Genomic DNA, 24,100 nt, shown 5'->3' on the forward strand with positions numbered 1-24,100 from the left:
GGGCCCGAAAGACATCCGCGTCGAAAGGAAACACCGTGGCAACCACGCGCACCGCACACACCGTCTGGGAAGGCGAACTCATCAAGGGCAGCGGCGAGGTCACCTTCGACTCGTCAGGCATCGGTGTGCAGCCGGTGACGTGGGCGTCGCGCGCCGAGCAGGCCAACGGCAAGACCAGCCCCGAAGAGCTGATCGCCGCCGCCCACTCCAGCTGCTTCTCCATGGCGCTGTCGCACGGCCTCACCGGCGCGGGCACCCCGCCCACCCGCCTGGAGACCAAGGCCGACGTCACCTTCCAGCCCGGCGAGGGCATCACCGGCATCCACCTCACCGTCCGCGGCGAGGTCCCCGGCCTGGACGAGGCCGGCTTCGCCGCCGCCGCCGAGGACGCCAAGAAGAACTGCCCGGTCAGCCAGGCCCTCGCGGGTACGACGATCACGCTGACGGTGGAATCCGCCTGACCCCCGCTTTCTCTCCCGCCTCGATGCCGCGCCCGGAAAAACGGGTGCGGCATTGACATTCCCGCACTCAAGTTCTCAGCTGGAGATCGGGCAGCGCCTGGCGGAAGGGGACGGCGATGGGACGTGCGGTCGGGATCGATCTGGGGACCACGAACTCGGTGGTCGCGGTGCTGGAGGGCGGCGAGGCCACGGTGGTGGCCAACGCCGAGGGGGCGAGGACCACACCCTCGGTCGTGGCCTTCGCCAAGAACGGCGAGGTGCTCGTCGGCGAGGTCGCCAAACGGCAGGCCGTGACGAACATCGAGCGCACCGCGCGCTCGGTGAAACGGCATATGGGCGACACGAGTTGGCGTTTCCCGGACACGGGCGCCATCGACGGAACGCGGTACCGCGCCCAGGAGTTGTCCGCGCGCGTGCTGCAGAAACTGAAACGGGACGCTGAGGCCTATCTCGGCGAGGACGTCACCGACGCCGTGATCACCGTCCCCGCCTACTTCGACGACTCCCAGCGCCAGGCCACCAAGGAGGCCGGCGAGATCGCGGGCCTCAAGGTGCTGCGGATCATCAACGAACCGACCGCCGCCGCGCTCGCCTACGGCCTGGACCGGGGCGAGGAGCAGACCGTCCTGGTCTTCGACCTAGGCGGTGGCACCTTCGACGTGTCGTTGCTGGAGATCGGCGACGGCGTCATCGAGGTGAAGGCGACCAACGGCGACACCCATCTCGGCGGCGACGACTGGGACCAGCGGGTCGTCGACCACCTCGTCAAGAAGTTCCAGGGGCAGTACGGCATCGACCTCGGCAAGGACAAGATGGCGCTCCAACGCCTGCGCGAGGGCGCGGAGAAGGCGAAGATCGAGCTGTCCTCGTCCTCCGAGACGACGATCAACCTGCCCTACATCACGGCCTCCGCCGAAGGCCCGCTGCACCTCGACGAGAAGCTGACCCGCGCCGGGTTCCAGGAACTCACCGCCGACCTCTTGGACCGCTGCAAGAACCCCTTCCACCAGGCGGTCAAGGACGCGGGCATCAAGCTCTCCGCGGTCGACCACGTGATCCTCGTCGGCGGCTCGACCCGGATGCCCGCCGTCACCGACCTCGTCAAGGAACTCACCGGCAAGGACCCGCACAAGGGCGTCAATCCCGACGAGGTCGTGGCGCTCGGCGCAGCCCTCCAGGCCGGGGTCATCCGCGGCGACGTGAAGGACGTCCTCCTCCTCGATGTCACCCCGCTGTCCCTGGGCATCGAGACCAAGGGCGGCATCATGACGACGCTCATCGAACGCAACACGACCATCCCGACCCGGCGTTCGGAGATCTTCACCACCGCCACCGACAACCAGCCCTCGGTCGGTATCCAGGTCTACCAAGGTGAGCGTGAAATAGCCGCGTACAACAAGAAGTTGGGCGTCTTCGACCTCACCGGGCTGCCGCCCTCCCCACGCGGGGTACCGCAGATCGAGGTCGCCTTCGACATCGACGCCAACGGCATCATGCACGTCTCGGCGAAGGACCTCGCGACCGGCCGCGAACAGAAGATGACCGTCACCGGCGGCTCCGCCCTGGCCAAGGACGACATCGACCGCATGATGCGGGAGGCCGAGCAGTACGCGGACGAGGACCGCAAGCGCCGCGAGGCCGCCGAGACCCGCAACCAGGCCGAGCAACTCGTCTACCAGACCGAGAAGTTCATCCACGAGAACGAGGAACGCGTCCCGGCCGACATCAGGTCCGAGGTCGAGGCGGCGGCCGCGGAGGTCAAGTCCCTCCTGGAACACAACGCCGACACCGCCGAGTTGCGCACCGGCGTGGAGAAACTCGCCACCGTCAGCCAGCGGATGGGGCAGGCGATGTACGCGCAGGCGGCGCAGCAGGCACCCACGGAGCAGGCGGAGAACACCGACGAACCCGACTCCGCGCGGCAGCACGAGGAGGAGGAAGGCGTCGTCGACGCGGAGATCGTCGACGACGAACGGGACATGAAGGGCGGCGCCGTCTAACTCCCGGTCGGCAGGGTGGCGCAGACCGCGTCCAGGACGGAGGCGTACGGAGTGCCGAAGTCGGCCAGGCGGGAACGGAGTCGGTCCAGGGCGGCGCGGTGCTCGGCGAGCAGGTCGAGGATGCCGGTGCGGGACGTGAACTCCAGGACCGCGGGCAGGAAATCGGGCAGCTCCTCGCCGGTGAACTCCAACCCGTGGGCGCGGTACAGGTCCTTGAAGCGGACCAGGGACATACCGCGCCGCCGGGTGTCGCCGTCGTGCCACCGGCTCAGGTACAGGCTGTGCCGGTTCGTGGAGTCGAAGACCTGGACGTAGTGCGCGGCCAGTTCCTCCGCCGGGGTGAGGGCCGCGTGGTCGACGAACTCCCGTAGCTGCGGAGCGGCTTCGCGCAGCAGGGGGAGCCGGGCGCGGAAGTCGTCGTCGGGGTAGGTCAGGCAGAGCGCGGCCGCCTGGTACAGCACGGTGTCCGAGGGCATCAGGCATCCCTCGCGTCGTGGGGCGCCGGAACACCCCGGCTCAGTACCTCTCCCGGTGTTCTCGTCTCCGTCACCTGCGCTCCCTTGCTCGCCCGTGGTGTCGAACCTAGGGCGGGGCAGGGGAGCGCACCCGTTCACCGCAGCCGTACGGGTCAGAGCCCGCGGCAGTACGCGTCGGAGACCACGCCCGTACGGGTCAGTGCTTGAGCGCGACCCCGCCGTAGACCGGGACGACGCCCTCCGCCTGGGCGGCCACGTCCTCCGGCTCCGGCCGCCAGCCGTAGACGGAGATGACACCCGGGCCGAGCAGCTCCAGGCCCTCGAAGAAGCGCGAGAACTCGGCCAGCGAGCGCGGGTAGAACGGGGTGCCGCTGCGCCGGAAGTGCTCGGCGGCCTTCGCGATGGCCTCAGGGATGAGGTCGGGGGTGACCTGCGACAGCACCAGGTAACTGCCCGGGGCGAGCACATCGACGTACCGCTTGATCAGGCCGTACACGTCGTCGCCCGCGGGGTCGTCGCCCAGATAGTGGGTGAGCGCGACCAGCGACAGCGCGACCGGCTGGGTGAAGTCCAGCGTCTCGCCGGCCAGCCGCAGGATCGTGTCCGGGTCGCGGACGTCGGCGTGCACGTACTCGGTGCTGCCCTCGGCCGAGCCGTGCAGCAGGGCCTCCGCGTGCCGCAGCACGATCGGGTCGTTGTCCGCGTACACCACCTTGGCGTCCGGGGCGACACTCTGCGCCACCTGGTGGAGGTTCGGCTCGGTCGGGATGCCGGTGCCGATGTCCAGGAACTGGCGTATCCCGGCCTCGGCGGCGGTCCGCGTCGCCCGGTGCATGAACCGGCGGTTGGCCCGCGCCCCGCGCACCGCGGTGCCGTCCGAGGCGAGGATCCTGCGCGCCAGCTCCTCGTCCACCGGGTAGTTGTCCTTGCCGCCGAGCCACCAGTCGTACACCCGCGCCGGATGCGGCCGGCTGGTGTCGATACGGGTGGGCGCGGCGTCGGATCCGGTCATACGGTGTCGTCTCCTCGGGAGTTCGGGTCTGTGCCGGGAACCGTGCTGTGTGCTGGACCGTGCTCAGAAGGTCTCGCGGTAGTCCCGCAGGATCTTCTTGGTGCGCTGTGCGGACGCGGCGTGCGCCGTCATGTGGTCGAGGACCTCCAGATGCGCGGAGACCTCCGTACGGGAGTCCAGGTACAGGGCGCCGGTCAGGTACTCCGTGAACACCATGTCGGGCAGCTCCGGTTCCGTGAAACGGAACAGCGAGAAGGGGGCGTACGTCCCCGGGTGCGGGCCGTTGTCGAACTCGGCGACCTGGAGCGTGACCCGGTCGCGCTCGCCGAACTCCAGGAGTTTGTCGAGCTGTTCGCGCATCACCTCGCCGTGGATGCTCACCGGACGCCGCAGCACGGTCTCGTCCATGATCACCCATAGGTGTGGCGGATTGTCCCGTTCCAAGAGCCCCTGCCGCGCCATCCGTAGCGACACATGCCGCTCGATGGTCTCCGGACCGGTCTGCCCGATCGTCCCGGCGTCCAGCACGGCACGCGCGTAGGCCTCGGTCTGCAACAGGCCCGGCACGAAGTGCGGTTCGTACGAACGGATCAGCCCGGCCGCGCCCTCCAGGCTCACGTACAGGCTGAACCACTCCGGCAGCACATCGTGGAACCGCTGCCACCAACCCGGCTGGTTCGCCTCCTCGGTGAGCGCGACGAACGCGTCCGTCTCGTCCTCGGGCACCCCGTACGTCGTCAACAGCACCTGGACGTACGGCACTTTGAGCGCGACCTCGGCCATCTCCATCCGCCGTACGGTCGCCGGAGCCACCCGCAGGACCTGCGCGGCCTCCTCGCGCTTGATGCCGGCCGCCTCACGCAGCTCCTGCAGCCTTCTGCCCAGCACCACTTGACCCACCGTGGGCGCGGGCCGTCGTTCACTCACAGCCACGCCTCCCCATACGCGCCGAAGTCTGGGGGCAGTGTGCCATGTTCCGGCCATTGTCTCAGCGGTTCGGAGGTGATCACTCGTCAGTCCCCCAGCGCGTGCAGGTACTTGGCCGTCGCCGGATCGGCCGGGAGGAAGGTCTCGATCGCCAGCTCCGAGACCGTCACGTCCATGGGTGTGTTGAACGTGGAGATCGAGGAGACGAAGGACAGCACCCGGCCGTCGTGCTCGATCCGCATCGGGAGCGCGAAGTGCGGAACGGGCGCCGGTTGTTCGTCTTCCCTGTCGGCCGTCCCGGGCGCCGGGTACGCCGCGACCTCCTCGTACAGCGCGCGCAGCGGCTCGGAGCGGTGCAGGGCGATCTGCCGTTCCATCTGCGCGAGGAGATGCCCGCGCCACTCACCCAGATTGCGGATGCGCGGTGCCAACCCCTGCGGGTGGAGCGTCAACCGCATGGCGTTGAGCGGGGGTTGGAGCAGGGACTCCGGTACGCCGTCCAGGAGCATGGTGATGCCCCGGTTCGCCGCGACGACGGTGTAGCCGGCGTCGACCACCAGCGCCGGGTACGGCTCGTAGCCCTGAATCAGCCGCTCAAGACCCTCGCGCAACGCGTCCAACGCCGGGTCGTCCAGCGGGGTCTCCGGGTAGTGCGGGGCGTAACCGGCCGCCAGGAGAAGGGAGTTGCGGTCCCGCACCGGCACGTCCAGGTGCTCGGCGAGGCGCAGCACCATCTCCTCGCTCGGCCGGGACCGCCCCGTCTCGACGAAGCTGATGTGCCGCGCCGAGGAGTCGGCGCGCAACGCCAGCTCCAGCTGACTGACCCGCCGCCGCTCCCGCCAGGCACGCAGCAACGGGCCGACACCCTTGCCGGCCGGGGCGGCGGCAGCGATGTCGGTGCGGGTCGGGACAATGGTCATACACACGACCGTAGTCGAAGGAGAGCGCACGTGAACGAGTCGAGGATCCCGTCCGGGCAGGACGCCGGGAACTCCATGGGGGAGGCCACGGCGATGTACCGGGCCAGAGTCCGCGGCTGCCTCCTCGGCGGCGCGGTCGGCGACGCCCTCGGCTACCCGATCGAGTTCACCTCCCTCGACCGCATCCGCGCGAGCCACGGGCAGCGCGGCGTGACCGGGTACGCGCCCGGCGCGCACGGCGCCGTAGGCCTGATCAGCGACGACACCCAGATGACCCTGTTCACCGTCGAGGCGCTCATCACGGCTCACGCGCGGGAGCGGAAGAAGGGGATCGGCGGCGCCTGGTCCATGCTGCTGCGCGAGGCGTACGAACGCTGGCTGGAGACCCAGTCTAAGCCGGCCCCGGGCGACAGCGTCACGTCCGGTCTCCTCTCCGAGTCCTGGCTGTACTCCCGCCGCGCCCCCGGCAACGCCTGCCTGTCCGGAGTCGCCCAGATGTACGCGCCCGACCCGTGGCTCCCGCTCGACGGCACGCCCGGCCGCGTCAACCCCGACTCCAAGGGCTGCGGCACGGTGATGCGCTCGGCCCCCTTCGGCCTGGCCAACACCGCCGACGGAGCCTTCGCGATGGCGGCCCGCGGCGCTCAGATCACCCACGGCCACCCCACCGGCTACTACGCGGCGGGCGCCCTCGCCGCGATCGTCGCGCACCTGGTCAGCGGGGAGTCCCTGGAGGGTTCGGTCCTGCGCGCGCTACGACTCCTGGAGCGCCACCCGGCCCACGAGGAGACCTCGACCGCCCTGCGCGCGGCCCTCGACCTCGCCGCCGAGGGCTCGCCCACCGCTGAGAAGGTCGAGTCGCTCGGCGCGGGCTGGGTCGCGGAGGAGGCCCTGGCCATCGGCGTCTACAGCGCGCTGGTGGCGAGCGACGTGCAGGCCGCGCTGCTCCTCGCCGTCAACCACTCCGGCGACAGCGACTCCACCGGCTCCATCTGCGGCAACCTCCTCGGCGCGCGGTACGGCGACCACGGCCTGCCGCACAGCTGGGTCCAGCAGGTCGAGGGCCGCGCCGCGATCGCCGCCCTCGCCGACGACCTCGCGGCGGAATGCGTACCGGGCTGACCTCCGGGCACCCGTCTGACCAGGGACGCGACCACCTGCCTGGGACCCGCGGCCTGTGGCACGCTGAAGAGAAACCCGACCTTGAGGAAGGAGTGCGGCCATGCCCGTCGTCCCGCTGTCGCAGAAGGAGATCGAGGACCGCCTCGCGGAACTCCCCGGCTGGTCCGTGGACACCGACCGCCTCACTCGCGCGTACCGCCTCGCCTCCCACTTCGCGGCCACCGCGATGGTCGTCCACATCGCCCAGGTCCAGGAGGAACTCGACCACCACTCCGATCTGACCCTCGGCTACAACACCGTCACCCTCGCCGTGAACACCCACAGCGTCGGCGGCGCGATCACCGACCTGGACTTCCAACTCGCCCGCAGGGTCGAGGACTTGGCCCCGGGACACGGCGCGGGCTGACCGGAGGCGAAGAGGAGAGACAGGGAGCGACGGGGAGAGGCAGGGCAGAAGCGCGTGCTCGACTACGACAAGGAAGCCGACGCGTACGACGCGACCCGCGGCGGTGAGCCCCGCGCCGCCGCAGCCGCCGAAGCGGTTCTGGGCCTCGTCCCGGAGAAAGCGCGAAACCTCCTGGACGTGGCCTGCGGCACCGGCATCGTCACCCGCCGCCTAGCGGGGGCCCGCCCCGGCCTACGGGTGACGGGCCTCGACGCCGCACCCGCCATGGCCCGTACGGCGGCAGCGCGGCTCCCCGGCGCGGTCCTCCTCGCGGACAGCCGCCAACTCCCCTTCCCGGACGGGGTGTTCGACGCGGTCACGACGGTATGGCTGCTGCACCTGGTGGACGGCCCGGAGGACGCCAGGGCGATCATCGCGGAGTGCGCGCGGGTACTGCGACCCGGCGGCGTGTACATCACGACGGCCGACAAGGCCGCCGCGCACGACGTCGGCAGCGACATCGACGCCGTCCTTGCACCCCGTCCCCGGCGCCCCGCCCAGGACCGCCCCGACCACGTCCGGACCTACGCCGCCGAGCACGGCCTCCACCCGGCGGGCACCGCCCGCTTCCAGGGCCACGGCCAGGGCCGCAGCCCCCGCAGCACCACCGCCGACCTGCGACGCGGCTGGTTCACCATGCTGCCACCCGGCGAACCGCTCACCGAACGGTTCGCCGCCGAGCTGAAGTCGCTCCCGGACCAGGAACGGCCGCGCGCGGACCCCGAGTTCACGATCCTGGCTTTCAGGAAGCCTTCGGCCGGGTGAAGTCCATCGTCCAGTTGGTCACCCAGCTCGCCCCGTCGTCCACCGAGAACGCCTGCTCCCAACGGGCGCCGCTCGCGGAGATCCCCGACCACACGAACCGCACCCGCACGTCCTTCCCGTCGTGCGTGTCGTCGCCGTAGAACTCGCCCCGGCCGTCCTCGAACCGCCCGATCACCGGCGGGAACAGCCTCCCGGTGCCGCTCGACGACCAGTTCAGCGACCACTGTCCGGTCTCCCGATTGAAGAGGCGCAGGGTCAGTCCCTTCGAGTCCACGTACGGCATGTCGATCTCGTCGACGTTCGCGGCGCCGTCGAAGAGCGGCCAGCAACGGCTGGCGCCCTCGAACTCCTCCCAGCCGCTGCCGGGTTGGAGGAAATCGGTGAGCCGACGGTTCGCGACCTCCCACTCGCCGTGGAAGAAGTCGAAGTCGTGCGGGCTGCTCATGTGCGGTCTCCAGTGGTTCCGGCGGGCAGGGAGTCGGCCAAGTAGGCGTCGAGGTCCGGGACTTCGGGCGCGAGCACGTGCCGTACCCAGGCGTCCCGTTCGTGCAGGATCGGCGGCAGCTCCCAGACACAGCCGATCCACGGCAGGTCGGGAGTGACGAAGTGGGTCGGGTCGAGGTCCGGGCAGCCGAGCACCGGCTGGCCCGCCGACGCGCCCCGGAAGTGCAGGACGTTGTCCCACACCCAGCTGTACGCGTTCAGATAGGCACCGTCGTCACCGCCCCGGTGCAGCACGACGAACGTCGCAGAGGGAGTGCCGTCCGGCTCGGGCAGCAGCTCCGGCAGGATCGCGTACGCCGCCTTCTCCACCTCGGGTGCGATCCCCGCGGGGTCGGCGGTGACGTGGTAGCGCTTGATGTGCCGCCCGGCCACCTCGATCGGCGGTGGCACGGTCAGCAGTTTCTCCGTGAAGGGCATGGCAGGACGCTAGGACGACTTCACTGACATCCTGTGTCAGTGAAGTCCAGCCGACTCGTCTCGATCCTCCTGCTGCTCCAGACCCGCGGCCGGATGACCGCCGCCCAGCTCGCCGAGGCCCTGGAGGTCTCGGTCCGCACGGTCTACCGGGACGTCGAGGCACTGAGCGCGGCGGGCGTCCCGCTGTACGGCGACGCGGGCCACGCCGGCGGCTACCGCCTCCTCGACGGCTACCGCACCCGCCTGACCGGCCTCACCACGGACGAGGCCGAGGCCCTGTTCCTCGCCGGAGCGCCGGGACCGGCCGCCGAACTGGGCCTTGGACCGGTCCTGGCCGCCGCCCAGCTGAAGGTGCGCGCGGCCCTGCCGGCCGCATTGCGCGAGCACGCCGACCGGATCAGCGGCCGGTTCCACCTGGACGCGCCGGGCTGGTACGCGGACGCCGACGAGACACCGTTCTTGCATACAGTCGCCGACGCCGTATGGAACAACCGAGTTCTGCATGCGATCTACCGTCGCTGGCGTGAGCCGACCGACGTGGAGCGCAGGCTGGAGCCGTACGGGCTCGTGCTGAAGGCGGGCCGCTGGTACGTCGTCGCCGGTCCCGGCCCGCGCACCTTCCGCGTCGACCAGATCCTCGAACTCACCCCCTCCGCCTCCGACGAGGAGTTCACCCGCCCGGAGGACTTCGACCTGGCCGCCTACTGGACGGCCCACCAACGGGACTTCCACGACCGCCTGTACCGGGGCGAGGCGGTGGTCCGACTGGCGCCGGGGGTGACACTCGCCCGTGCGGTGCCCGTCAACGGCCGTACGGAGCCGGACGGTTGGACCCTGATGTCGGTCCCGATCGAGTCCGTCGAGCACGCGCACGGCGAGTTCCTGGGGCTGGGCACCGACATCGAGGTCCTGGCACCGCCGGAACTGCGCGACCGGATCGCGCGCACCGTGGCTCAACTGGCCGAAAGATACGGCAACTTGCTCACGGGCAGCGACGACTGAGGGACGGAACCCGTCCGTCCTCTCAGGAGGTACGCCACGTGAGCTACCCGCACCCGCACGTGCACCCGACGCACCAACACCGCAGACGAAGGGCCGTGTTCGCCGCACTGACCGCCGCCGCGGCCCTGATCCTCGCCGGACTCACCACCGGCGGGACCGCCCAGGCCGCCACCGCCCGCCAGGTCGAGGCCCTCGACCGGGGCGTCGTCAGCGTCCACACGGACAGCGGCAACCTGGTCAGTTGGCGCTGGCTCGGCACCGACCCCGACGACGTGTCCTTCGACGTCTACCGGCCGGTACGAAGGTCAACTCGGCCCCGATCAGCGGCTCCACGAACTATTTCCACGCCGGCGCGCCCGCCCAGGCCGACTACACGGTCCGCGCGATCGTCGGCGGTGTGGAACAGGCCGACTCGGTCCACGCGGTCCAGTTCCGCACCGGCTACAAGGACGTCCCGATCACCCCGCCCGCCGGCGGCACGACCCCCGACGGCGTCGCGTACACCTACGAGGCGAACGACGCCTCCGTGGGCGACCTCGACGGCGACGGCCGGCTCGACTTCGTCCTCAAGTGGCAGCCCACGAACGCCAAGGACAACTCCCAGTCCGGCTACACCGGCGACACGATCCTCGACGGGATCACCCTCGACGGCACCCGCCTGTGGCGCATCGACCTGGGCCGCAACATCCGCTCGGGCGCGCACTACACACAGTTCCAGGTCTACGACTACGACGGCGACGGCAAGGCCGAGGTCGCCATGAAGACGGCGGACGGCACGGTCGACGGAGCGGGCACGGTCATCGGCAACTCGGCTGCGGACTACCGCAATTCGAGCGGTTACGTGCTGTCGGGCCCCGAGTACCTGACCATGTTCAACGGCTCGACCGGCAAGGCGATGGGCACCGTCGACTACGTCCCGGCGCGCGGCACGGTCTCCTCCTGGGGCGACTCCTACGGCAACCGCGTCGACCGATTCCTCGCCGGCACCGCCTACTTGGACGGCTCCCGCCCCTCCCTGATCATGGCGCGCGGCTACTACACGCGCACGGTGATCGCCGCCTGGGACTGGCGGAACGGCGCCTTCACCCGCCGCTGGACCTTCGACACCAACTCCTCGACCAACACCGGCAAGGGCTACGACGCCCAGGGCAACCACCAGTTGGCGATCGCGGACGTCGACGGGGACGGCAAGGACGAGATCGTGTACGGCTCGATGGCCGTCGACGACAACGGCTCCGGCCTGTGGACCACGAAGAACGGCCACGGAGACGCCCTGCACGTAGGCGACTTGGACCCGTCCCGCCCGGGCCTGGAGGAGTTCAAGGTCGACGAGGACGCGTCGAAACCGTCCTCGTGGATGGCGGACGCGAAGACCGGCGCGGTCATCTGGTCCACACCGGCCAACGGCGACAACGGCCGCGGTGTCTCCGGGGACATCTGGGCGGGCAGCGCGGGCGCCGAGTCCTGGTCGGCGGCGGAGAGCGGCGTCCGCAACCCGAAGGGCACGGTGGTGGCGAGCCGTAAGCCCTCCAGCACCAACTTCCTTTCCTGGTGGGACGGCGACCCGGTACGCGAACTCCTCGACGCCACCCACATCGACAAGTACGGCACGACCGCCGACACCCGCCTCCTGACCGCCTCCGGCGTCCACTCCAACAACAGCACCAAGGCGACCCCGTCCCTGTCCGGAGACATCCTCGGCGACTGGCGCGAGGAGGCCGTCTGGCCCACCACGGACAACACGGCGCTACGGATCTACTCGACCCCGTACGAGACGACCACCAGGATCACGACCCTGCTCCACGACACCCAGTACCGCACGGCCCTGGCCTGGCAGAACACCGCCTACAACCAACCGCCGCACCCGAGCTTCTACATCGGCGACAGGATGACGACGGCGCCCCGCCCGACGGTATACACACCGTGACACAGGCGGCTGCGCGCGCCGAGGTGCGCGCAGCCGCCCTCCGCGCTCAGGCCACCGCGCAGCTCTGATCACCCACCTTGAACGCGCCCGGCTTCGAGTTCACCCCCGACCAGCTCCCCGTGAACCCGAAGCCCACCGAAGACCCCGCTGCCACCGTCCCGTTCCAGCTCACGTTCTTCGCCGTCACCGCCGCACCCGACTGGGTCCAGTCGGCGTTCCACAGCTGGCCGATCTGCTGCCCGTCGGCGAAGGACCAGCCAAGTGCCCAGCCGTTCCAGGCGGTTGAGCCGGTGTTCGTCAGCTGGACGTCCGCCTGGAAGCCACCCGCCCACTGGTTGGTGATTTTGTACGTCACCGTGCAGGCGCCCGTCGGTGTCGGATCGGTACCGCCGCCGCCCCCGCTCCCTCCGTCGCCGGCGTCCGAGGAGTCGCTGTAGATGACCCCGCGCCCGTTCGTCGACACGTACACGCGGCCGTACACCCTCGGGTCACCGGTGATCGCCGCACCCGTCCAACCCCATTGATGCGCATCGTCGTTGATCCGCGTCCAGGTCGCGCCCTTGTCCGTCGAGCGGAAGATGCCGCGTACGCCGCCGATCCTCGCGCTGGTGTAGAGCGTCTGGTACGAGGCGCCGGTCGCCGCCTTGCCGAAGCCGATGGTGTCGGCCTGGTCGACGTTCGCGAGCTTGGTGAAGGTGGCGCCGCCGTCCGTGGAGTGCCACAGCCCGTACGCCCCGTCGCTCGCCCCGCCCGCCAGCCAGACGTCCCCCTTCGCGCCGGGCAGCGCCTTGAAGCGCACGCTGTCACCGCTGGGGAGGCCGGCTGCCGCCGACGTGGTGAAGGTCGCCCCGCCGTCCGAACTGACGTAGAAATGGCCGGACTTGAAGCCGTAGAAGGTCTTCGCATCCACCCGGTCCGACTCGACGATCGCGCCCGCCGGGATACCGTCGGACACGGCCCAGGACGAGCCGAAGCCCGTCGTGTACTGCACACCCGCACCCGCCGGACTCCACACGAACCGACTGCCGTCAGCTGCCGCCGCGGCGGTCCCGCCCCCGCTGACACCCGAAGGGTCGGTCCCCGCGAACCAGTTGGCGCCGTTGTCCGTCGAGAACGCGATGTGCGCCCCCGAGTCCACATTGCCCACCCGCACAACGGTGTTGGGGCTGGTCTCCGCGAAGTCGAGGCTCGTGGTCGTCGTGAAGGTCGGCGAAGTGAACATCATCGAGGGGACCTTGGTCAGATCCGTGTGCCGGAACCCGCCGATGTCGCCCAGCGCGCTGAGGAGTTGGGCCCCGCCGGACGGGGGAGCGGCGAGGTCGTTCACGGCCGTCTCCTCCAGCCCCCGTACCATCGGCTGCACGGTGAACTGGCCGCCGCTCTCCCAGTTCGTCAGGTTCTCCGTGCCGTAGAGCGTCGCCCCCGTCCCGTACATCATGCGGTTCGAATTGAACGGGTCGATCTCCAGCGACTCGGTCATCCAGCCGAGTTTCGGGGCCTGTTCGGGCGGCGACGGGTTTGCGCCGAAGGTAAGCCAGGGCGAGGACGACACGTCCATGGTGTAGCGGTTCGCACGGCTGGGATACGACGTGTAGTCCCAGGCCTTCGTCCAGGTGCCGCCGCTGTCCGTGGAGCGGAAGATCTGCGTGTCCGGCCACCAGGAGCTGTACGCCGTCGCCATCACGGTCCCGGGATGCTGCCGGTCCACGGTCAGACCGCTGAACCCGTAGTAGGTGTCGGCCTCCGCGACCGGGCTGATGTCCGTCCACGTGCCGGTCGCGGTCGCGTACCGCCACAACTGCCCCTTGCCGCCGTCGTACGGCCCGCCCTTGTCGCTGTATGCGATGTACAGATAACCGTTGACCGCATCCAGTACACCCTTGTGGGCCAGATACCCGGTGGGCTGCCCGGCCACCCGGCTCCAGGTCGCGCCCGCGTCCGTCGACCGGTACACGGCGTTGGCCTGGTCGGCGACACCGACATAGATTGTCTTGGTCGCGTTGCCGGCCGTGCCCGTCGACTCGTCGAAGGTGACCCACACGATGCCCTGGTTGTCGTTGGCGTAGCCGCTCGTGTCGGTCGGATCCTGTACGTAGTTCCCGACGTTGGGGAAGTTCGTCACCTGCGACCAGGTGACCCCGGAGTCGGTGGACCGCCACAACCCCTTCCCGCTCGGCGCACCCAGATACAGCACGCTGTCCTTGTTGGGATCGACGGCCAGCCGCTCACCCATGCCGCGTCCCGGCATGTTCCCGCCGAGCTTGAACGGCAGATCGGTCTTCTGCCAACTCCCGCCCCGGTCACTCGACCTGAGCACGGCCCCGTTCGTCGGATCCCAACTGTTCGTGTACGTACCGACAGCCGCGTACACCTTGTTCGGGTCGACGGAGTCCGACGCCAGACTCACCACCCCGGTGTGCCCCCAGTCGTCCCATCCGACCGAGTCCAGCAACGGCGTCCAGGTCTTCGTCGACTCCTGCGAGCGGTAGGCGCCGCCGATGTCGGTACGGGCGTAGGCGAGGTTCTTCTCGCTCCGGTTGAAGACGATGCCGGGTACGAAACCCCCGCCGTCGATCCGGGCGTTGTGCCATGTGTACGTGTCGGCCGCGACCGCCACTTTCGGTGCGTCCACGTTCGCGGCAAGGGCGGACGGACTGCCCACCAACAGACCGGCGGCGAGGGCCAGTACAGCGGTGAGGATGCGGGTTCTTCGCACGAGGGAGTCCTCTCGTGAAGGGGGATCAAGGCACGAGCGCCGGGCGACCCCCAGTGCGGGTGGGGGCCGCCCGAACCTCGGGCACTCTGCGAGAGACGTTTGGTCGGTCCAACGCCCTGTCTTTCAGGGGCGCGGGGAACTGCGCGACCAGCCACAGCGGACCGGCACTGTTCCAAACCGCCCAACCCGCGGAGCGCCTCGCGGGGGACTATTCAAGGAGCTCCGCATACGACCCCATGGCCAAGGCGACATCCGCCTGAGCCCAGAACCGGTGATACGTGAAGACAGGCGCAGCCCCACCCGCCAGATAACTCTGGATCTTCGACCACGCCGGGTCGTTCTTGTAGAAGGACCTCAACGAGGCGAACGTAGAAGCGGAGTTGACCGCGTCCCCGTTCGGCATCGTCCCGCTCCACCCACTCGGCACATACACACTGTCGTCGAACCGGTTGTAGTCCGCGCGGGTCTCCGGAACGGCGACACCCAGACTGTCCTGGTAGTTGCCCCACATCCCGTCGAGCAGCGCCTTCGCGGTCGTCTTCGCCGCCGCGGAACCGGACTTCGCGGCGTAGTACGTCAGCGTCTTGGCATACGCGGCAGCCACACCCACGTCATTGGTGTAGTCGGCCACGGTGACATGAAGTCCCGCATTGGACCCGGGACTTGACGCGTTCCACGTGTCCGGCTGCCCCGACCACTGCAACGTCGAGGGAATCAGATACGTACCGTCCGGATTGATCGTGGTCTTGGACAGCGCCCAGGCCACCCACTTGTCGAGAACCGCCTTCGCGCTCGCGTTCCCCGTCTGCTGGTAGTACTCGGCGACCCGCTCCATCGACCACGCCTGGAACCCGAACCACTGGTTGGACGGCGGGTCGTGATAGACGGGCTGCTGGTCGTAGTACATGCCGTAGAACGTCGACGTCCCGGCCGGCGGACTCGCGTACCGCCCCTGCCAACTGTTCGTCGCCCCACCGGCGATGGCACCCTCGCTCGACTGCAGCCAGCGGTAGAACTCCAGCTGCCGCGACAGCGAGGTACCCCAATCCGCCGCGCCCGTAGTGGACTTGGGCTTGAGATCGGCGTACGAACTCAACGCGTAGGCAGCCAACGGGTTTTGGTAACCCCCGTGCACATGGCTCGACCCGATGCGCCACGCCCAACCCGCGCTGGTGTCGTTCGCACCGCCCCACGCGTAGTACCAGGACAGCAGATAGTCCGAGGCGTCCTTGCCGGTCCCGGCCGGGCACGTGGACGGTCCGACGCAGTTGCCGATTTTCTTGAAGTACTTGTCGTACATGGCGTAGCGCAGATAGTCGCCCATCTTGGCCGCCTTGCCGACGGTCGTGGAGACGTCGGAGCCCTTGCCCTGCTCCTTCGCCCACACGTCGGCCCAGTACGCGGCCTGCACGGCCCGCGCGTCGGCGTCCGGCGCGTCGGTGTACTTCCACTGCTTGGCGTACGAGGAGTCACCGGTGAAGAGGTCCAAGTATCCGTTCGTACCCCCGTACTTGAAGGCGTCGCAGGTCGGCTGCGGCACCGTCTCCCACACCGACTCCTGCGCTCCGCGCTGGAAGGTGTTGATGTACGACGGCCCGCTCGCCGTCGGCCCCGCCTCGCACCCGCCGCCCGGCGTGTCGCCGTAGCCGTAGGTGTTGTCGACGTCCTCCAGCCAGTGCATACCGTAGACATCGTCCGTACCGTATGCAGTTTTCAGTTCACCGGCGATCGGATCCGACCCCACCGGCACCGAGGTGTCGAGCTTCGCCGGATACTCGTTCGGGGTGTCCAGCTCGGGCGCGTAGGTCGCCGGTTTCGAGGCGTTGTAGAAGGAGTTGGTCGGCTGGTCGGCGTGGGTCGGGATCATGTACTTCTCCATGAGATCCCAGGCGCCGTTGAACTTCGACCAGTCGCCCGTCACCTTGCCGTACATCGCCTGCAGCCACAGCAGATAGCTGTACGCCTCCGACGTGGTCTCGTGCCCCTGGTCCGGCGCCTCGACGATCAGGGTCTCCACCGAGTGGTAGGGGATGCCCTGGGGCGAGAAGTAGCCGTTCGCCGGGTTGGTGATCTTGCCGTAGAGGTCCAGGAAGCGGGCGTCGTACGCGTTCGCCGCCGCCAGCTCCGTCACCGTGACCGTCGCCTTGGTGAACCCCGTCGCCGTCGACTCGAAGGACGCCGAACCGGTGCCCGACGCGTCGGCCGTGAGGGTCACCGTCTGCGCGGTGTTCCAGTTCGACGGCGTGAAGGTGAGCGACGCACCGCCCGTGACCGACAGACCCGTGTTGCCGCTCGCGCGAGCTGTCGTGACCGTCACGTTCGACGACGGCTGCGTGGACAGCGACACCGCGTACGTGCCCGACTTGCCCTGCTGGACGCCGAGTTGGGCCGGCGAGGCCACCACCGCGGGTCCCGAGGTGACCGTGATGCCGACCGGCGTCGACTCTCCGGACGCACCCAGGCTGTCGTAGGCCTTCGCCACCAGCGAATGACTGCCCACGGTCAATCCAGAGGCCGAAAGAGAGTACGGCGAGCTCGTGTCCGTGCCGAGCAGCGTGGTGTTGTCGTAGAACTCGACCTTGCTGATCGTCGCGTTGTCGGCCGCCGCTGCGGTCGCCGCGAGCGGGATCGCCGCCCCCTGCGTGTAGATCGCGCCCGCGCTCGGGCTGGTCAGCACGGTGATCGGCGGCTGGTGCGCGCCGGCGCAGGTGGTGCCGTTGACCGCGAACGAGGTGGGCGCGGTGTTGGTGCCGCTGTAGCTGAACTGCGCGCCGGTCGAGACGGCCGCGCCCGCGGCGATCGTCCCGTTGTACGACGCGTTCGTCACCGAGACCGCGGTGCCGGACTGGGACCAGGTGCCGTTCCAGCCGTTGCTGAGCTTCTGGTTGCCGGCGTAGCTGTACGTCAGGGTCCAGCCGTTGATCGCGTCGGTACCCCGGTTGGTGAGGGTCAGATCCGCGGTGAAGCCGGAGCCCCAGTCGTTGGTCTTGTAGTCCACGCTGCACTGAACTGTCGCCGCCTGAGCGGGAGTTGTGCCGGTCGCCAGCATCGAGACCGGAAGAGCGAGGGCCGCCACGACAGCGGTCCAGAGTCTCCGCGTCACGCGGCGTCTCCTTCTGGGGTGCATGTGCTGGTTCCTCCTTGCGGCTCGGAGAAGGTGGGGGCGGAGCAGCAACAAGCCTTGAACCAGTGGGAGCGCTCCCATCGTGGGGACGGGGGTGTGAGCCGTCAAGGTGCTTACGGAGTCGAAAAAATTCGACGAACGCGGGTTGGGGGAAAGTCAGCGAAAGTCTGTGACTCCCCTGTCCTTTACCGTCACTTGGCGCTACCTTCCTGGACACCAGTGGGAGCGAATCCGTCAGTCGACGCGTCCGTACGACGCGTCCGAGCTGCAAGGACTCGCTCATGCGACACCCCCCGCGTTCAATGCTTTTAGCCGTGGCAGGCGCGACCGCCCTTGTCGGGGCCATGATCGTTCCGGCGGTCACGGCGTCCGGCGCCACTCCCGCGTGCACGGTGGAGTACTCGGTCACCAGCCAGTGGGACACCGGCTTCCAAGGCGCAGTGCAGATCACCAACAACATGGCACGGGTGAGCAGTTGGAGCCTGAGCTTCGACTTCGCCGGCGGCCAGAAGGTCACCCAGGGCTGGAACGCCAAGTGGTCCCAGTCCGGCACGACGGTCACCGCCGCCAACGAGAGCTGGAACGGCTCGCTCGGCACCGGCGCGAGCATCAGCGCCGGGTTCCTCGCCAACTGGTCGGGGAGCAACGCCGTACCGTCCGCGTTCAAGCTCAACGGCACGACCTGCAACGTGGATTCGGAGCCGACGCCACCCACGTCGCCGCCTCCGACCTCACCACCGACCAACGGCACCGCACCCGCACTGCACGTCTCCGGGAACAAGCTCGTGGACGCCGACGGCACCAACCGCCGTCTGCTCGGCGTCAACCGGTCCGGCGGCGAGTTCATGTGCGTGCAGGGCTACGGCATTTGGGACGGCCCGGTGGACGACGCGGCCGTCGCGGCGATCGCCGACTGGAAGGCGAACGTGGTCCGCATTCCCCTCAACGAGGAGTGCTGGCTGGGCCTTTCGAACATCAAGCCCGAGTACGCGGGCGCCAACTACATCGCCGCCGTCAAGGACCTGGTGGCGAAGGTCGAGGCGCACGGCATGACACCGATCGTCGAACTGCACTGGACCTACGGCCAGTACACCGGCAACTCGGCGGGCTGCTCCGACGTGCACGCCACCTGCCAGAAGCCGATGCCGGACGCGCAGTACAGCCCGTCGTTCTGGTCCTCGGTCGCCAGCACCTTCAAGGACGACCAGGCCGTCGCGTTCGACCTGTTCAACGAGCCGTATCCGGACCGTGCCACCTCCACGACCACCCAGGCGTGGCAGTGCTGGCGCGACGGCGGCACCTGCCCCGGCATCGGGTATGAAGTCGCCGGTATGCAGGATCTCGTCGACGCCGTACGGTCCACCGGCGCCACGAACGTGATCATGGCCGGCGGGCTCGCGTACTCGAACGACCTGAGCCAGTGGCTGACCTACAAGCCCACCGATCCGACGGGCAATCTCGTCGCCGCGTACCACGTGTACAACTTCAACACCTGCGCGAGCGAGAGCTGCTGGAACTCCACACTCGCCCCCGTCGCGGCCCAAGTGCCGCTCGTGGCAGGGGAGATGGGCGAGAACACCTGCTCGCACGCCTTCGTCGACCAGGTCATGAAGTGGTTCGACGACCGCGGGCTCTCGTATCTCGGCTGGACCTGGAACACCTGGGACTGTTCCGCGGGTCCGTCCCTGATCTCCGACTACGCCGGTACGCCCACCGCGTACGGCATCGGGCTGCGCGACCATCTGCGCGCCCTCAACGGATAGGCGCCCCCGACCAAACCGACAGCACCCGCAACCAACTTCCTTCACAGACAAGGAAACCCGCACTCATGAGCCGTACCAGAACAGCGTTGCTCGCTGCCTTGGTGCTCGTCGCCGGGGCCTCGGGGACGGCGGTCGCCGCCGCTCCCTCGGCGGACGCCGGCATCGCCGCCATCCCCTGCAGCGTCGACTACAAGGTGCAGAACCAGTGGGACACCGGCTTCACCGCGGCCGTCACGATCACCAACAACGGGGCCGCGAAGTCCAGTTGGGCCGCGAAGTGGTCGTACGCCGGTAACCAGCAGATCACCAGCGGCTGGAACGCGAAGATCAGCCAGAGCGGGACCGCCGTCACGGCGGCCAACGAGACCTACAACGGGAGCCTGGGGACCGGGAGTTCGGTCAGCTTCGGCTTCAACGCCTCCTACAGCGGCAGCAACGCGGTCCCGACGACCTTCACCCTCGACGGCGTGACCTGCAACGTCGACGACGGCAGTGGCGGGGGAGGGGGCGGCGGCACCGATCCCAGCGGGCGGGTCGACAACCCGTACGCGGGCGCCAAGGTGTACGTGAACCCGGAGTGGTCCGCGAAGGCCGCGGCCGAGACCGGCGGCAGCCGCGTCTCCAGTCAGCCCACCGGCGTCTGGCTCGACCGCATCGCCGCCATCAACGGCGTCAACGGCGGGATGGGCCTGCGCGCCCACCTCGACGCGGCGCTCGCCCAGAAGGGCACCGGCGAAGAGGTCGTCCAGCTCGTCGTCTACGACCTCCCCGGGCGCGACTGCGCGGCCCTGGCCTCGAACGGTGAGCTCGGCCCGACCGAAATCGGCCGCTACGAGAGCGAGTTCATCGACCCGATCGCCGCGATCCTCGCCGACAGCAAGTACGCCTCGCTGCGGATCGTCACCACGATCGAGATCGACTCGCTGCCCAACCTCGTGACCAACACCGGCAGCAAGGCCACCGCGACCCCGCAGTGCGACACGATGCTCGCCAACGGCAACTACGTGAAGGGCGTCGGCTACGCGCTGAACAAGCTCGGCGCGATCCCCAACGTCTACAACTACATCGACGCCGGACACCACGGCTGGCTCGGCTGGGACGACAACTTCGCCCCCTCCGCGAACCTCTTCTACCAGGCCGCGAACGCCGAGGGCGCGACCGTGAACGACGTGGCCGGCTTCATCACCAACACGGCCAACTACAGCGCCCTGAAGGAGAACAACTTCACCATCAACGACAGCGTCAACGGCGTCTCCGTGCGCCAGTCCAAGTGGGTCGACTGGAACCGCTACGTGGACGAGCAGTCGTACGCCCAGGCGTTCCGCAACCAGTTGGTGTCCGTGGGCTTCAACTCCGGTATCGGCATGCTGATCGACACGTCACGGAACGGCTGGGGCGGTTCGGCCAGGCCCACCGGGCCGGGCGCAACCACCAGTGTGGACACCTACGTTGACGGCGGACGCTACGACCGGCGGATCCAGGTCGGGAACTGGTGCAACCAGTCCGGTGCGGGTCTGGGCGAGCGACCGCAGGCCGCTCCCGCCACCGGGATCGACGCGTATGTGTGGATGAAGCCGCCGGGTGAGTCGGACGGGTCCAGCACGGCCATCGCGAACGACGAGGGCAAGGGCTTCGACCGGATGTGCGACCCGACGTACACGGGGAACGCGCGCAACGGGAACAACATGTCGGGTGCGCTGCCGAACGCTCCGCTGTCGGGACACTGGTTCTCGGCGCAGTTCCAGCAGCTGATGGCGAACGCGTACCCGCCCCTGTAGATCGCATACCGGATTCGGATACGGAAATCGCCTACCGCATCGCCTATGGCATACAGCCACACCGCCCCCACCGATGCGGGCCCCGCCGGGGTCAGCCCTCCCGGGCCAGACCCCGGCGGATCGCGAACTCCACCGCCGAATAGTCGCCGTCCGACCGCTCCAGCTCGTAGGGCACCGCCGGCATCAGCGGCGGCTGGCCCATGAAGCGGGGGCGGTCGCCGTGGTGGGGCTGGGCCGCGTGGACCAGGAAGGGGTGACAGAGGTAGACATCGCCGGGCCGGCCGGTGGCGTACGCGAGGGGGCGTCCGGCGGATGCCTCGGCCACCTTCGGGCCGAGGGTCAGTGAGGAGGCGCCCTTCTCGCCGTACGGTTCGAGGACGCGCGGGACGTCGAGGTGGGAGCCGACCCGGATGCGCGTCGGCGCGTTCTGCTCGGTGACCTCGGTGTAGAGCATCAGCATCAGCAGGGCGCGGCCGCGCGAGGCCAGATTCGCGTACGGCCACTCGTTCTCCGCGCTCTCCGCCGCGTAGCTGCCCTCGATGTGCCAGCCGGCGTCGTCCGGCTCCGTCGGGTGCGGGAAGCGCAGCGGAAAACTGCCCACCGAGTACCGGGACTGCCACCGGCCGGCGCCCACCAGGAGGTCGAACGCCTCATGCAGGACAGGGGAGTTGACCGAGGCGGCGAACGGTCCCTGGGCCATGTCGCTCACCCACACCACGGGGTCCTTCCAGGTGCCGGGGTCCTCCGCGTCGTAGCTCGTCTCCCGCCAGAGCAGCCGAGCGCAGTGCTCGGCGACCCGCGCTGGGAAGGCGCCCTCGATCTTCACGAACCCGTCTTCGAGGAAGCGTTCCACCATCACGTCGGCCGTGTCGTCCATACGGGCATGCTCGGCGACGGACGACCTGTTCCGCACCTCATTTTTTGCCGCTTCGGCAACGGAACTGGCCGCCGGACGGTGCGTCGGCGCAGGCTGGCGGCACGCGGACGAGAGGGTGACCACCATGGCGCACGAACACGATCACGAGCACGACCACACGCCGGGGCAGGAACACGGCCACACGCCCGGCAAGGACCGCCACCACCACGACCACACCGCCCTCGACTGGGCCGTCATGGGCCCCCTGCTGGAGTCCCAGGCGGAGCTGTTCGCGCCGCTGTACGAGCGGGCCATGGCGTGGCTCGCGAAGGAGCGGACCGATCCGGGGCTGATCGTCGACGTGGGCAGCGGGCCCGGTGTGGTCGCGTGTCTGTTCGCGGAGACGTTCCCGGGTGCCCGGGTCGTCGCGGTGGACGGTTCCGAACCGCTCCTGGAGCGGGCCCGCGCCCGCGCCGACCGGCAGGGCTTCGGCGATCGTTTCAGCACGCTGACCGGCGAACTGCCCGAGGTTCTGGGGCAGTTGGAGTACCCGGCCGACCTCCTGTGGGCCAGCCGCAGTCTGCATCACCTCGGTGACCAGCGGGCCGGTCTCGCCGCGTTCGCGGAGCGGCTCGCGCCCGGTGGCACCCTCGCGATCATGGAGGGCGGCCTGCCCTCCCGGTTCCTGCCCCGTGACTTCGGCATCGGCCGCCCGGGACTGGAGGCGCGGATCGACGCGATCGAGGCCGAGTGGTTCGCGCAGATGCGTGCCGACCTCCCCGGCGCCGTCACCGAGACCGAGGACTGGCCCGCCCTCCTGACCGCGGTCGGTCTGAAGCACACCGGCAGCCGCAGCTTCCTCCTCGACCTGCCCGCCCCGGCCCCGGACCGCGTCCGCGCCTACGTCGCGACCTGGCTGACCCGGGTGCGTGACACCTACGGCGAGGCGATGGACGCCGACGACCGGGCCGCCCTCGACCGGCTCGTCGACCCGCAGTACCCGGCGAGTGTGCATCAGCGCGCCGACGTGTTCGTGCTCGCCGCGCACACCGTGCACACGGCGGTGCGGGCCGGCTGAGACAGCCCGTGATCTCGACGGCTTGACTTCGAGAGTGCTCAAGGTGATGAACTGCCCCTCAGACTGCGCGGAGTTCACCGACCCACGGGGGGACCATCACCATGAACGACAACTCTCACGTCGCGCTCATAACCGGCGGCGGCAGCGGGATCGGCGCCGCCGTCGCCCGTCAACTCCTCAGCGCCGGAGGCCGGGTGACCGTCACCGGTCGCAGCGAGCAGCGCCTGTACGACTTCGCCGCCCAACTGGGCAACCCCGAGGGCCTGTTGACGATCCCCGGTAGTGCCGCCGAGTACGACGAGGTGCAGGCCGCCGTCGAGACGACGCTCAAACAGTTCGGGCGGCTCGACGCGGTCGTCGCCAACGCCGGGATCGCCACGCACGACTCGGTCGCCGAGGGCGACCCCGCCGGGTGGACCGAGATGGTGCTGACCAACGTCCTCGGTCCCGCCCTGCTGATCCGGGCGTCCGTCGACGCGCTGAAGCAGACGCACGGCCGGATCGTGCTGATCGGCAGTGTCGCCGGGTTCGTGCACACCCCCGGCAACATCTACGGCGCGACCAAGTGGGCGATGACCGGTCTCGCCGAGAACACCCGGCGCGAGGTCACGGAGTTCGGCATCGGGGTGACGCTGGTCGCCCCGGGCCGGGTGGAGACCCCGTTCTGGGACGGCAACGGCAGCCTGCCGCCCGGTCATCTCCTCACCGCCGACCAGATCGCCGACACGATCCTCTGGGCGATCCGCCAGCCCGCCGGCGTCGACATCAACACCGTCGTCGTACGGCCGATCGGGCAGCCCAACTGAC

At 69.3% G+C, this 24,100-nt stretch carries 19 protein-coding genes and 1 pseudogene; 11 read left to right on the top strand and 9 right to left on the bottom strand.

Features of this window, described 5'->3' with window-relative positions; genetic code table 11:
• Nucleotides 1-35 precede the first annotated feature (35 nt).
• A complete protein-coding gene (locus OG496_RS44725) occupies nt 36-461 on the top strand; it encodes an OsmC family peroxiredoxin (protein ID WP_318019803.1) in 426 nt (141 codons plus the stop codon).
• 116 nt (nt 462-577) lie between these two features.
• Nucleotides 578-2,461, top strand: coding sequence for a molecular chaperone DnaK (dnaK, locus tag OG496_RS44730; RefSeq protein ID WP_366493682.1), 1,884 nt, complete (start codon nt 578-580; stop codon nt 2,459-2,461).
• Here dnaK and narJ read toward each other — a convergent pair.
• From narJ to OG496_RS44750, 4 genes are all read right to left on the bottom strand, one after another.
• Nucleotides 2,458-2,937 (bottom strand): nitrate reductase molybdenum cofactor assembly chaperone, encoded by a 480-nt coding sequence (narJ, locus tag OG496_RS44735; RefSeq protein ID WP_405974923.1) that lies wholly within the window; start codon nt 2,935-2,937, stop codon nt 2,458-2,460. The genes dnaK and narJ overlap by 4 nt on opposite strands.
• A 196-nt stretch (nt 2,938-3,133) precedes the next feature.
• Complete coding sequence (locus OG496_RS44740) at nt 3,134-3,949, bottom strand: SAM-dependent methyltransferase (protein ID WP_405974924.1); 816 nt, start codon at nt 3,947-3,949, stop codon at nt 3,134-3,136.
• A gap of 63 nt (nt 3,950-4,012) precedes the next feature.
• Entirely contained in the window at nt 4,013-4,876 is an 864-nt protein-coding gene (locus tag OG496_RS44745) for a helix-turn-helix domain-containing protein (RefSeq protein ID WP_405974925.1), read from the bottom strand.
• An 86-nt stretch (nt 4,877-4,962) separates the two neighbouring features.
• The gene (locus OG496_RS44750) at nt 4,963-5,796 is read right to left on the bottom strand and encodes a helix-turn-helix domain-containing protein (protein ID WP_405974926.1); all 834 of its coding nucleotides are present in this window, start codon (nt 5,794-5,796) and stop codon (nt 4,963-4,965) included.
• A 75-nt stretch (nt 5,797-5,871) separates the two neighbouring features.
• On the opposite strand from OG496_RS44750, the gene OG496_RS44755 reads away from it, so the two are divergent.
• The 3 genes from OG496_RS44755 to OG496_RS44765 all read left to right on the top strand — a co-directional run bounded on the left by OG496_RS44755 (nt 5,872) and on the right by OG496_RS44765 (nt 8,128).
• Complete coding sequence (locus OG496_RS44755; protein ID WP_405976830.1) at nt 5,872-6,918, top strand: ADP-ribosylglycohydrolase family protein; 1,047 nt, start codon at nt 5,872-5,874, stop codon at nt 6,916-6,918.
• Between the two features lie 100 nt (nt 6,919-7,018).
• Nucleotides 7,019-7,324: a 4a-hydroxytetrahydrobiopterin dehydratase gene (locus tag OG496_RS44760; protein WP_366493676.1), complete on the top strand. Its 306-nt coding sequence runs from the start codon at nt 7,019-7,021 to the stop codon at nt 7,322-7,324.
• A gap of 54 nt (nt 7,325-7,378) precedes the next feature.
• Complete coding sequence (locus OG496_RS44765; protein ID WP_405974927.1) at nt 7,379-8,128, top strand: class I SAM-dependent methyltransferase; 750 nt, start codon at nt 7,379-7,381, stop codon at nt 8,126-8,128.
• Here the strand turns inward: OG496_RS44765 and OG496_RS44770 are convergent.
• Both OG496_RS44770 and OG496_RS44775 read right to left on the bottom strand, forming a co-directional pair.
• Nucleotides 8,106-8,573: a hypothetical protein gene (locus OG496_RS44770; protein ID WP_405974928.1), complete on the bottom strand. Its 468-nt coding sequence runs from the start codon at nt 8,571-8,573 to the stop codon at nt 8,106-8,108. The two genes, OG496_RS44765 and OG496_RS44770, sit on opposite strands and share 23 nt — an antisense overlap.
• Complete coding sequence (locus OG496_RS44775; RefSeq protein WP_399389407.1) at nt 8,570-9,049, bottom strand: hypothetical protein; 480 nt, start codon at nt 9,047-9,049, stop codon at nt 8,570-8,572. The genes OG496_RS44770 and OG496_RS44775 overlap by 4 nt, the downstream gene beginning before the upstream one ends.
• A gap of 39 nt (nt 9,050-9,088) precedes the next feature.
• On the opposite strand from OG496_RS44775, the gene OG496_RS44780 reads away from it, so the two are divergent.
• Together OG496_RS44780 and OG496_RS44785 are read left to right on the top strand one after the other, a co-directional pair.
• Nucleotides 9,089-10,051 carry a helix-turn-helix transcriptional regulator gene (locus tag OG496_RS44780; RefSeq protein WP_405974929.1) on the top strand — a complete coding sequence of 321 codons (963 nt, stop codon included), beginning with the start codon at nt 9,089-9,091 and terminating at the stop codon, nt 10,049-10,051.
• Nucleotides 10,052-10,146: 95 nt separating this feature from the next.
• Nucleotides 10,147-11,978, top strand: a pseudogene (locus OG496_RS44785) (rhamnogalacturonan lyase).
• A gap of 46 nt (nt 11,979-12,024) precedes the next feature.
• Here OG496_RS44785 and OG496_RS44790 read toward each other — a convergent pair.
• Together OG496_RS44790 and OG496_RS44795 are read right to left on the bottom strand one after the other, a co-directional pair.
• A complete protein-coding gene (locus tag OG496_RS44790; RefSeq protein WP_405974930.1) occupies nt 12,025-14,694 on the bottom strand; it encodes a cellulose binding domain-containing protein in 2,670 nt (889 codons plus the stop codon).
• A gap of 208 nt (nt 14,695-14,902) precedes the next feature.
• A complete protein-coding gene (locus OG496_RS44795) occupies nt 14,903-17,821 on the bottom strand; it encodes a glycoside hydrolase family 48 protein (protein ID WP_405974931.1) in 2,919 nt (972 codons plus the stop codon).
• A gap of 278 nt (nt 17,822-18,099) precedes the next feature.
• On the opposite strand from OG496_RS44795, the gene OG496_RS44800 reads away from it, so the two are divergent.
• The gene (locus tag OG496_RS44800; protein ID WP_405974932.1) at nt 18,100-19,581 is read left to right on the top strand and encodes a cellulase family glycosylhydrolase; all 1,482 of its coding nucleotides are present in this window, start codon (nt 18,100-18,102) and stop codon (nt 19,579-19,581) included.
• Between the two features lie 65 nt (nt 19,582-19,646).
• Nucleotides 19,647-21,359, top strand: a complete 1,713-nt coding sequence (locus OG496_RS44805; RefSeq protein ID WP_366493668.1) for a glycoside hydrolase family 6 protein — start codon at nt 19,647-19,649, stop codon at nt 21,357-21,359.
• Between the two features lie 91 nt (nt 21,360-21,450).
• On the opposite strand, the gene OG496_RS44810 is transcribed toward OG496_RS44805, so the two are convergent.
• Entirely contained in the window at nt 21,451-22,236 is a 786-nt protein-coding gene (locus OG496_RS44810; protein WP_405974933.1) for a phytanoyl-CoA dioxygenase family protein, read from the bottom strand.
• Between the two features lie 124 nt (nt 22,237-22,360).
• Here OG496_RS44810 and OG496_RS44815 point away from each other — a divergent pair, with 124 nt between their 5' ends.
• Both OG496_RS44815 and OG496_RS44820 read left to right on the top strand, forming a co-directional pair.
• A complete protein-coding gene (locus OG496_RS44815) occupies nt 22,361-23,293 on the top strand; it encodes a class I SAM-dependent methyltransferase (protein ID WP_405974934.1) in 933 nt (310 codons plus the stop codon).
• Nucleotides 23,294-23,394: 101 nt separating this feature from the next.
• Nucleotides 23,395-24,099, top strand: a complete 705-nt coding sequence (locus tag OG496_RS44820; RefSeq protein ID WP_405974935.1) for an SDR family oxidoreductase — start codon at nt 23,395-23,397, stop codon at nt 24,097-24,099.
• The last annotated feature ends 1 nt before the right edge of the window (nt 24,100 follow it).

The sequence above is a fragment of the Streptomyces sp. NBC_00988 genome, assembly GCF_045162645.1.
Lineage (GTDB): Bacteria > Actinomycetota > Actinomycetes > Streptomycetales > Streptomycetaceae > Streptomyces.

Coding starts and splice junctions, on each gene's coding strand:
- dnaK (WP_366493682.1), top strand. CDS start 578: ATGGGACGTGCGGTCGGGATCGATCTGGGGACCACGAACTCGGTGGTC.
- OG496_RS44770 (WP_405974928.1), bottom strand. CDS start 8,573: ATGAGCAGCCCGCACGACTTCGACTTCTTCCACGGCGAGTGGGAGGTC.
- OG496_RS44775 (WP_399389407.1), bottom strand. CDS start 9,049: ATGCCCTTCACGGAGAAACTGCTGACCGTGCCACCGCCGATCGAGGTG.
- OG496_RS44815 (WP_405974934.1), top strand. CDS start 22,361: ATGGCGCACGAACACGATCACGAGCACGACCACACGCCGGGGCAGGAA.
- OG496_RS44750 (WP_405974926.1), bottom strand. CDS start 5,796: ATGACCATTGTCCCGACCCGCACCGACATCGCTGCCGCCGCCCCGGCC.
- OG496_RS44810 (WP_405974933.1), bottom strand. CDS start 22,236: ATGGACGACACGGCCGACGTGATGGTGGAACGCTTCCTCGAAGACGGG.
- OG496_RS44740 (WP_405974924.1), bottom strand. CDS start 3,949: ATGACCGGATCCGACGCCGCGCCCACCCGTATCGACACCAGCCGGCCG.
- OG496_RS44755 (WP_405976830.1), top strand. CDS start 5,872: ATGGGGGAGGCCACGGCGATGTACCGGGCCAGAGTCCGCGGCTGCCTC.
- narJ (WP_405974923.1), bottom strand. CDS start 2,937: ATGCCCTCGGACACCGTGCTGTACCAGGCGGCCGCGCTCTGCCTGACC.
- OG496_RS44800 (WP_405974932.1), top strand. CDS start 18,100: ATGCGACACCCCCCGCGTTCAATGCTTTTAGCCGTGGCAGGCGCGACC.
- OG496_RS44805 (WP_366493668.1), top strand. CDS start 19,647: ATGAGCCGTACCAGAACAGCGTTGCTCGCTGCCTTGGTGCTCGTCGCC.
- OG496_RS44795 (WP_405974931.1), bottom strand. CDS start 17,821: ATGCACCCCAGAAGGAGACGCCGCGTGACGCGGAGACTCTGGACCGCT.
- OG496_RS44820 (WP_405974935.1), top strand. CDS start 23,395: ATGAACGACAACTCTCACGTCGCGCTCATAACCGGCGGCGGCAGCGGG.
- OG496_RS44760 (WP_366493676.1), top strand. CDS start 7,019: ATGCCCGTCGTCCCGCTGTCGCAGAAGGAGATCGAGGACCGCCTCGCG.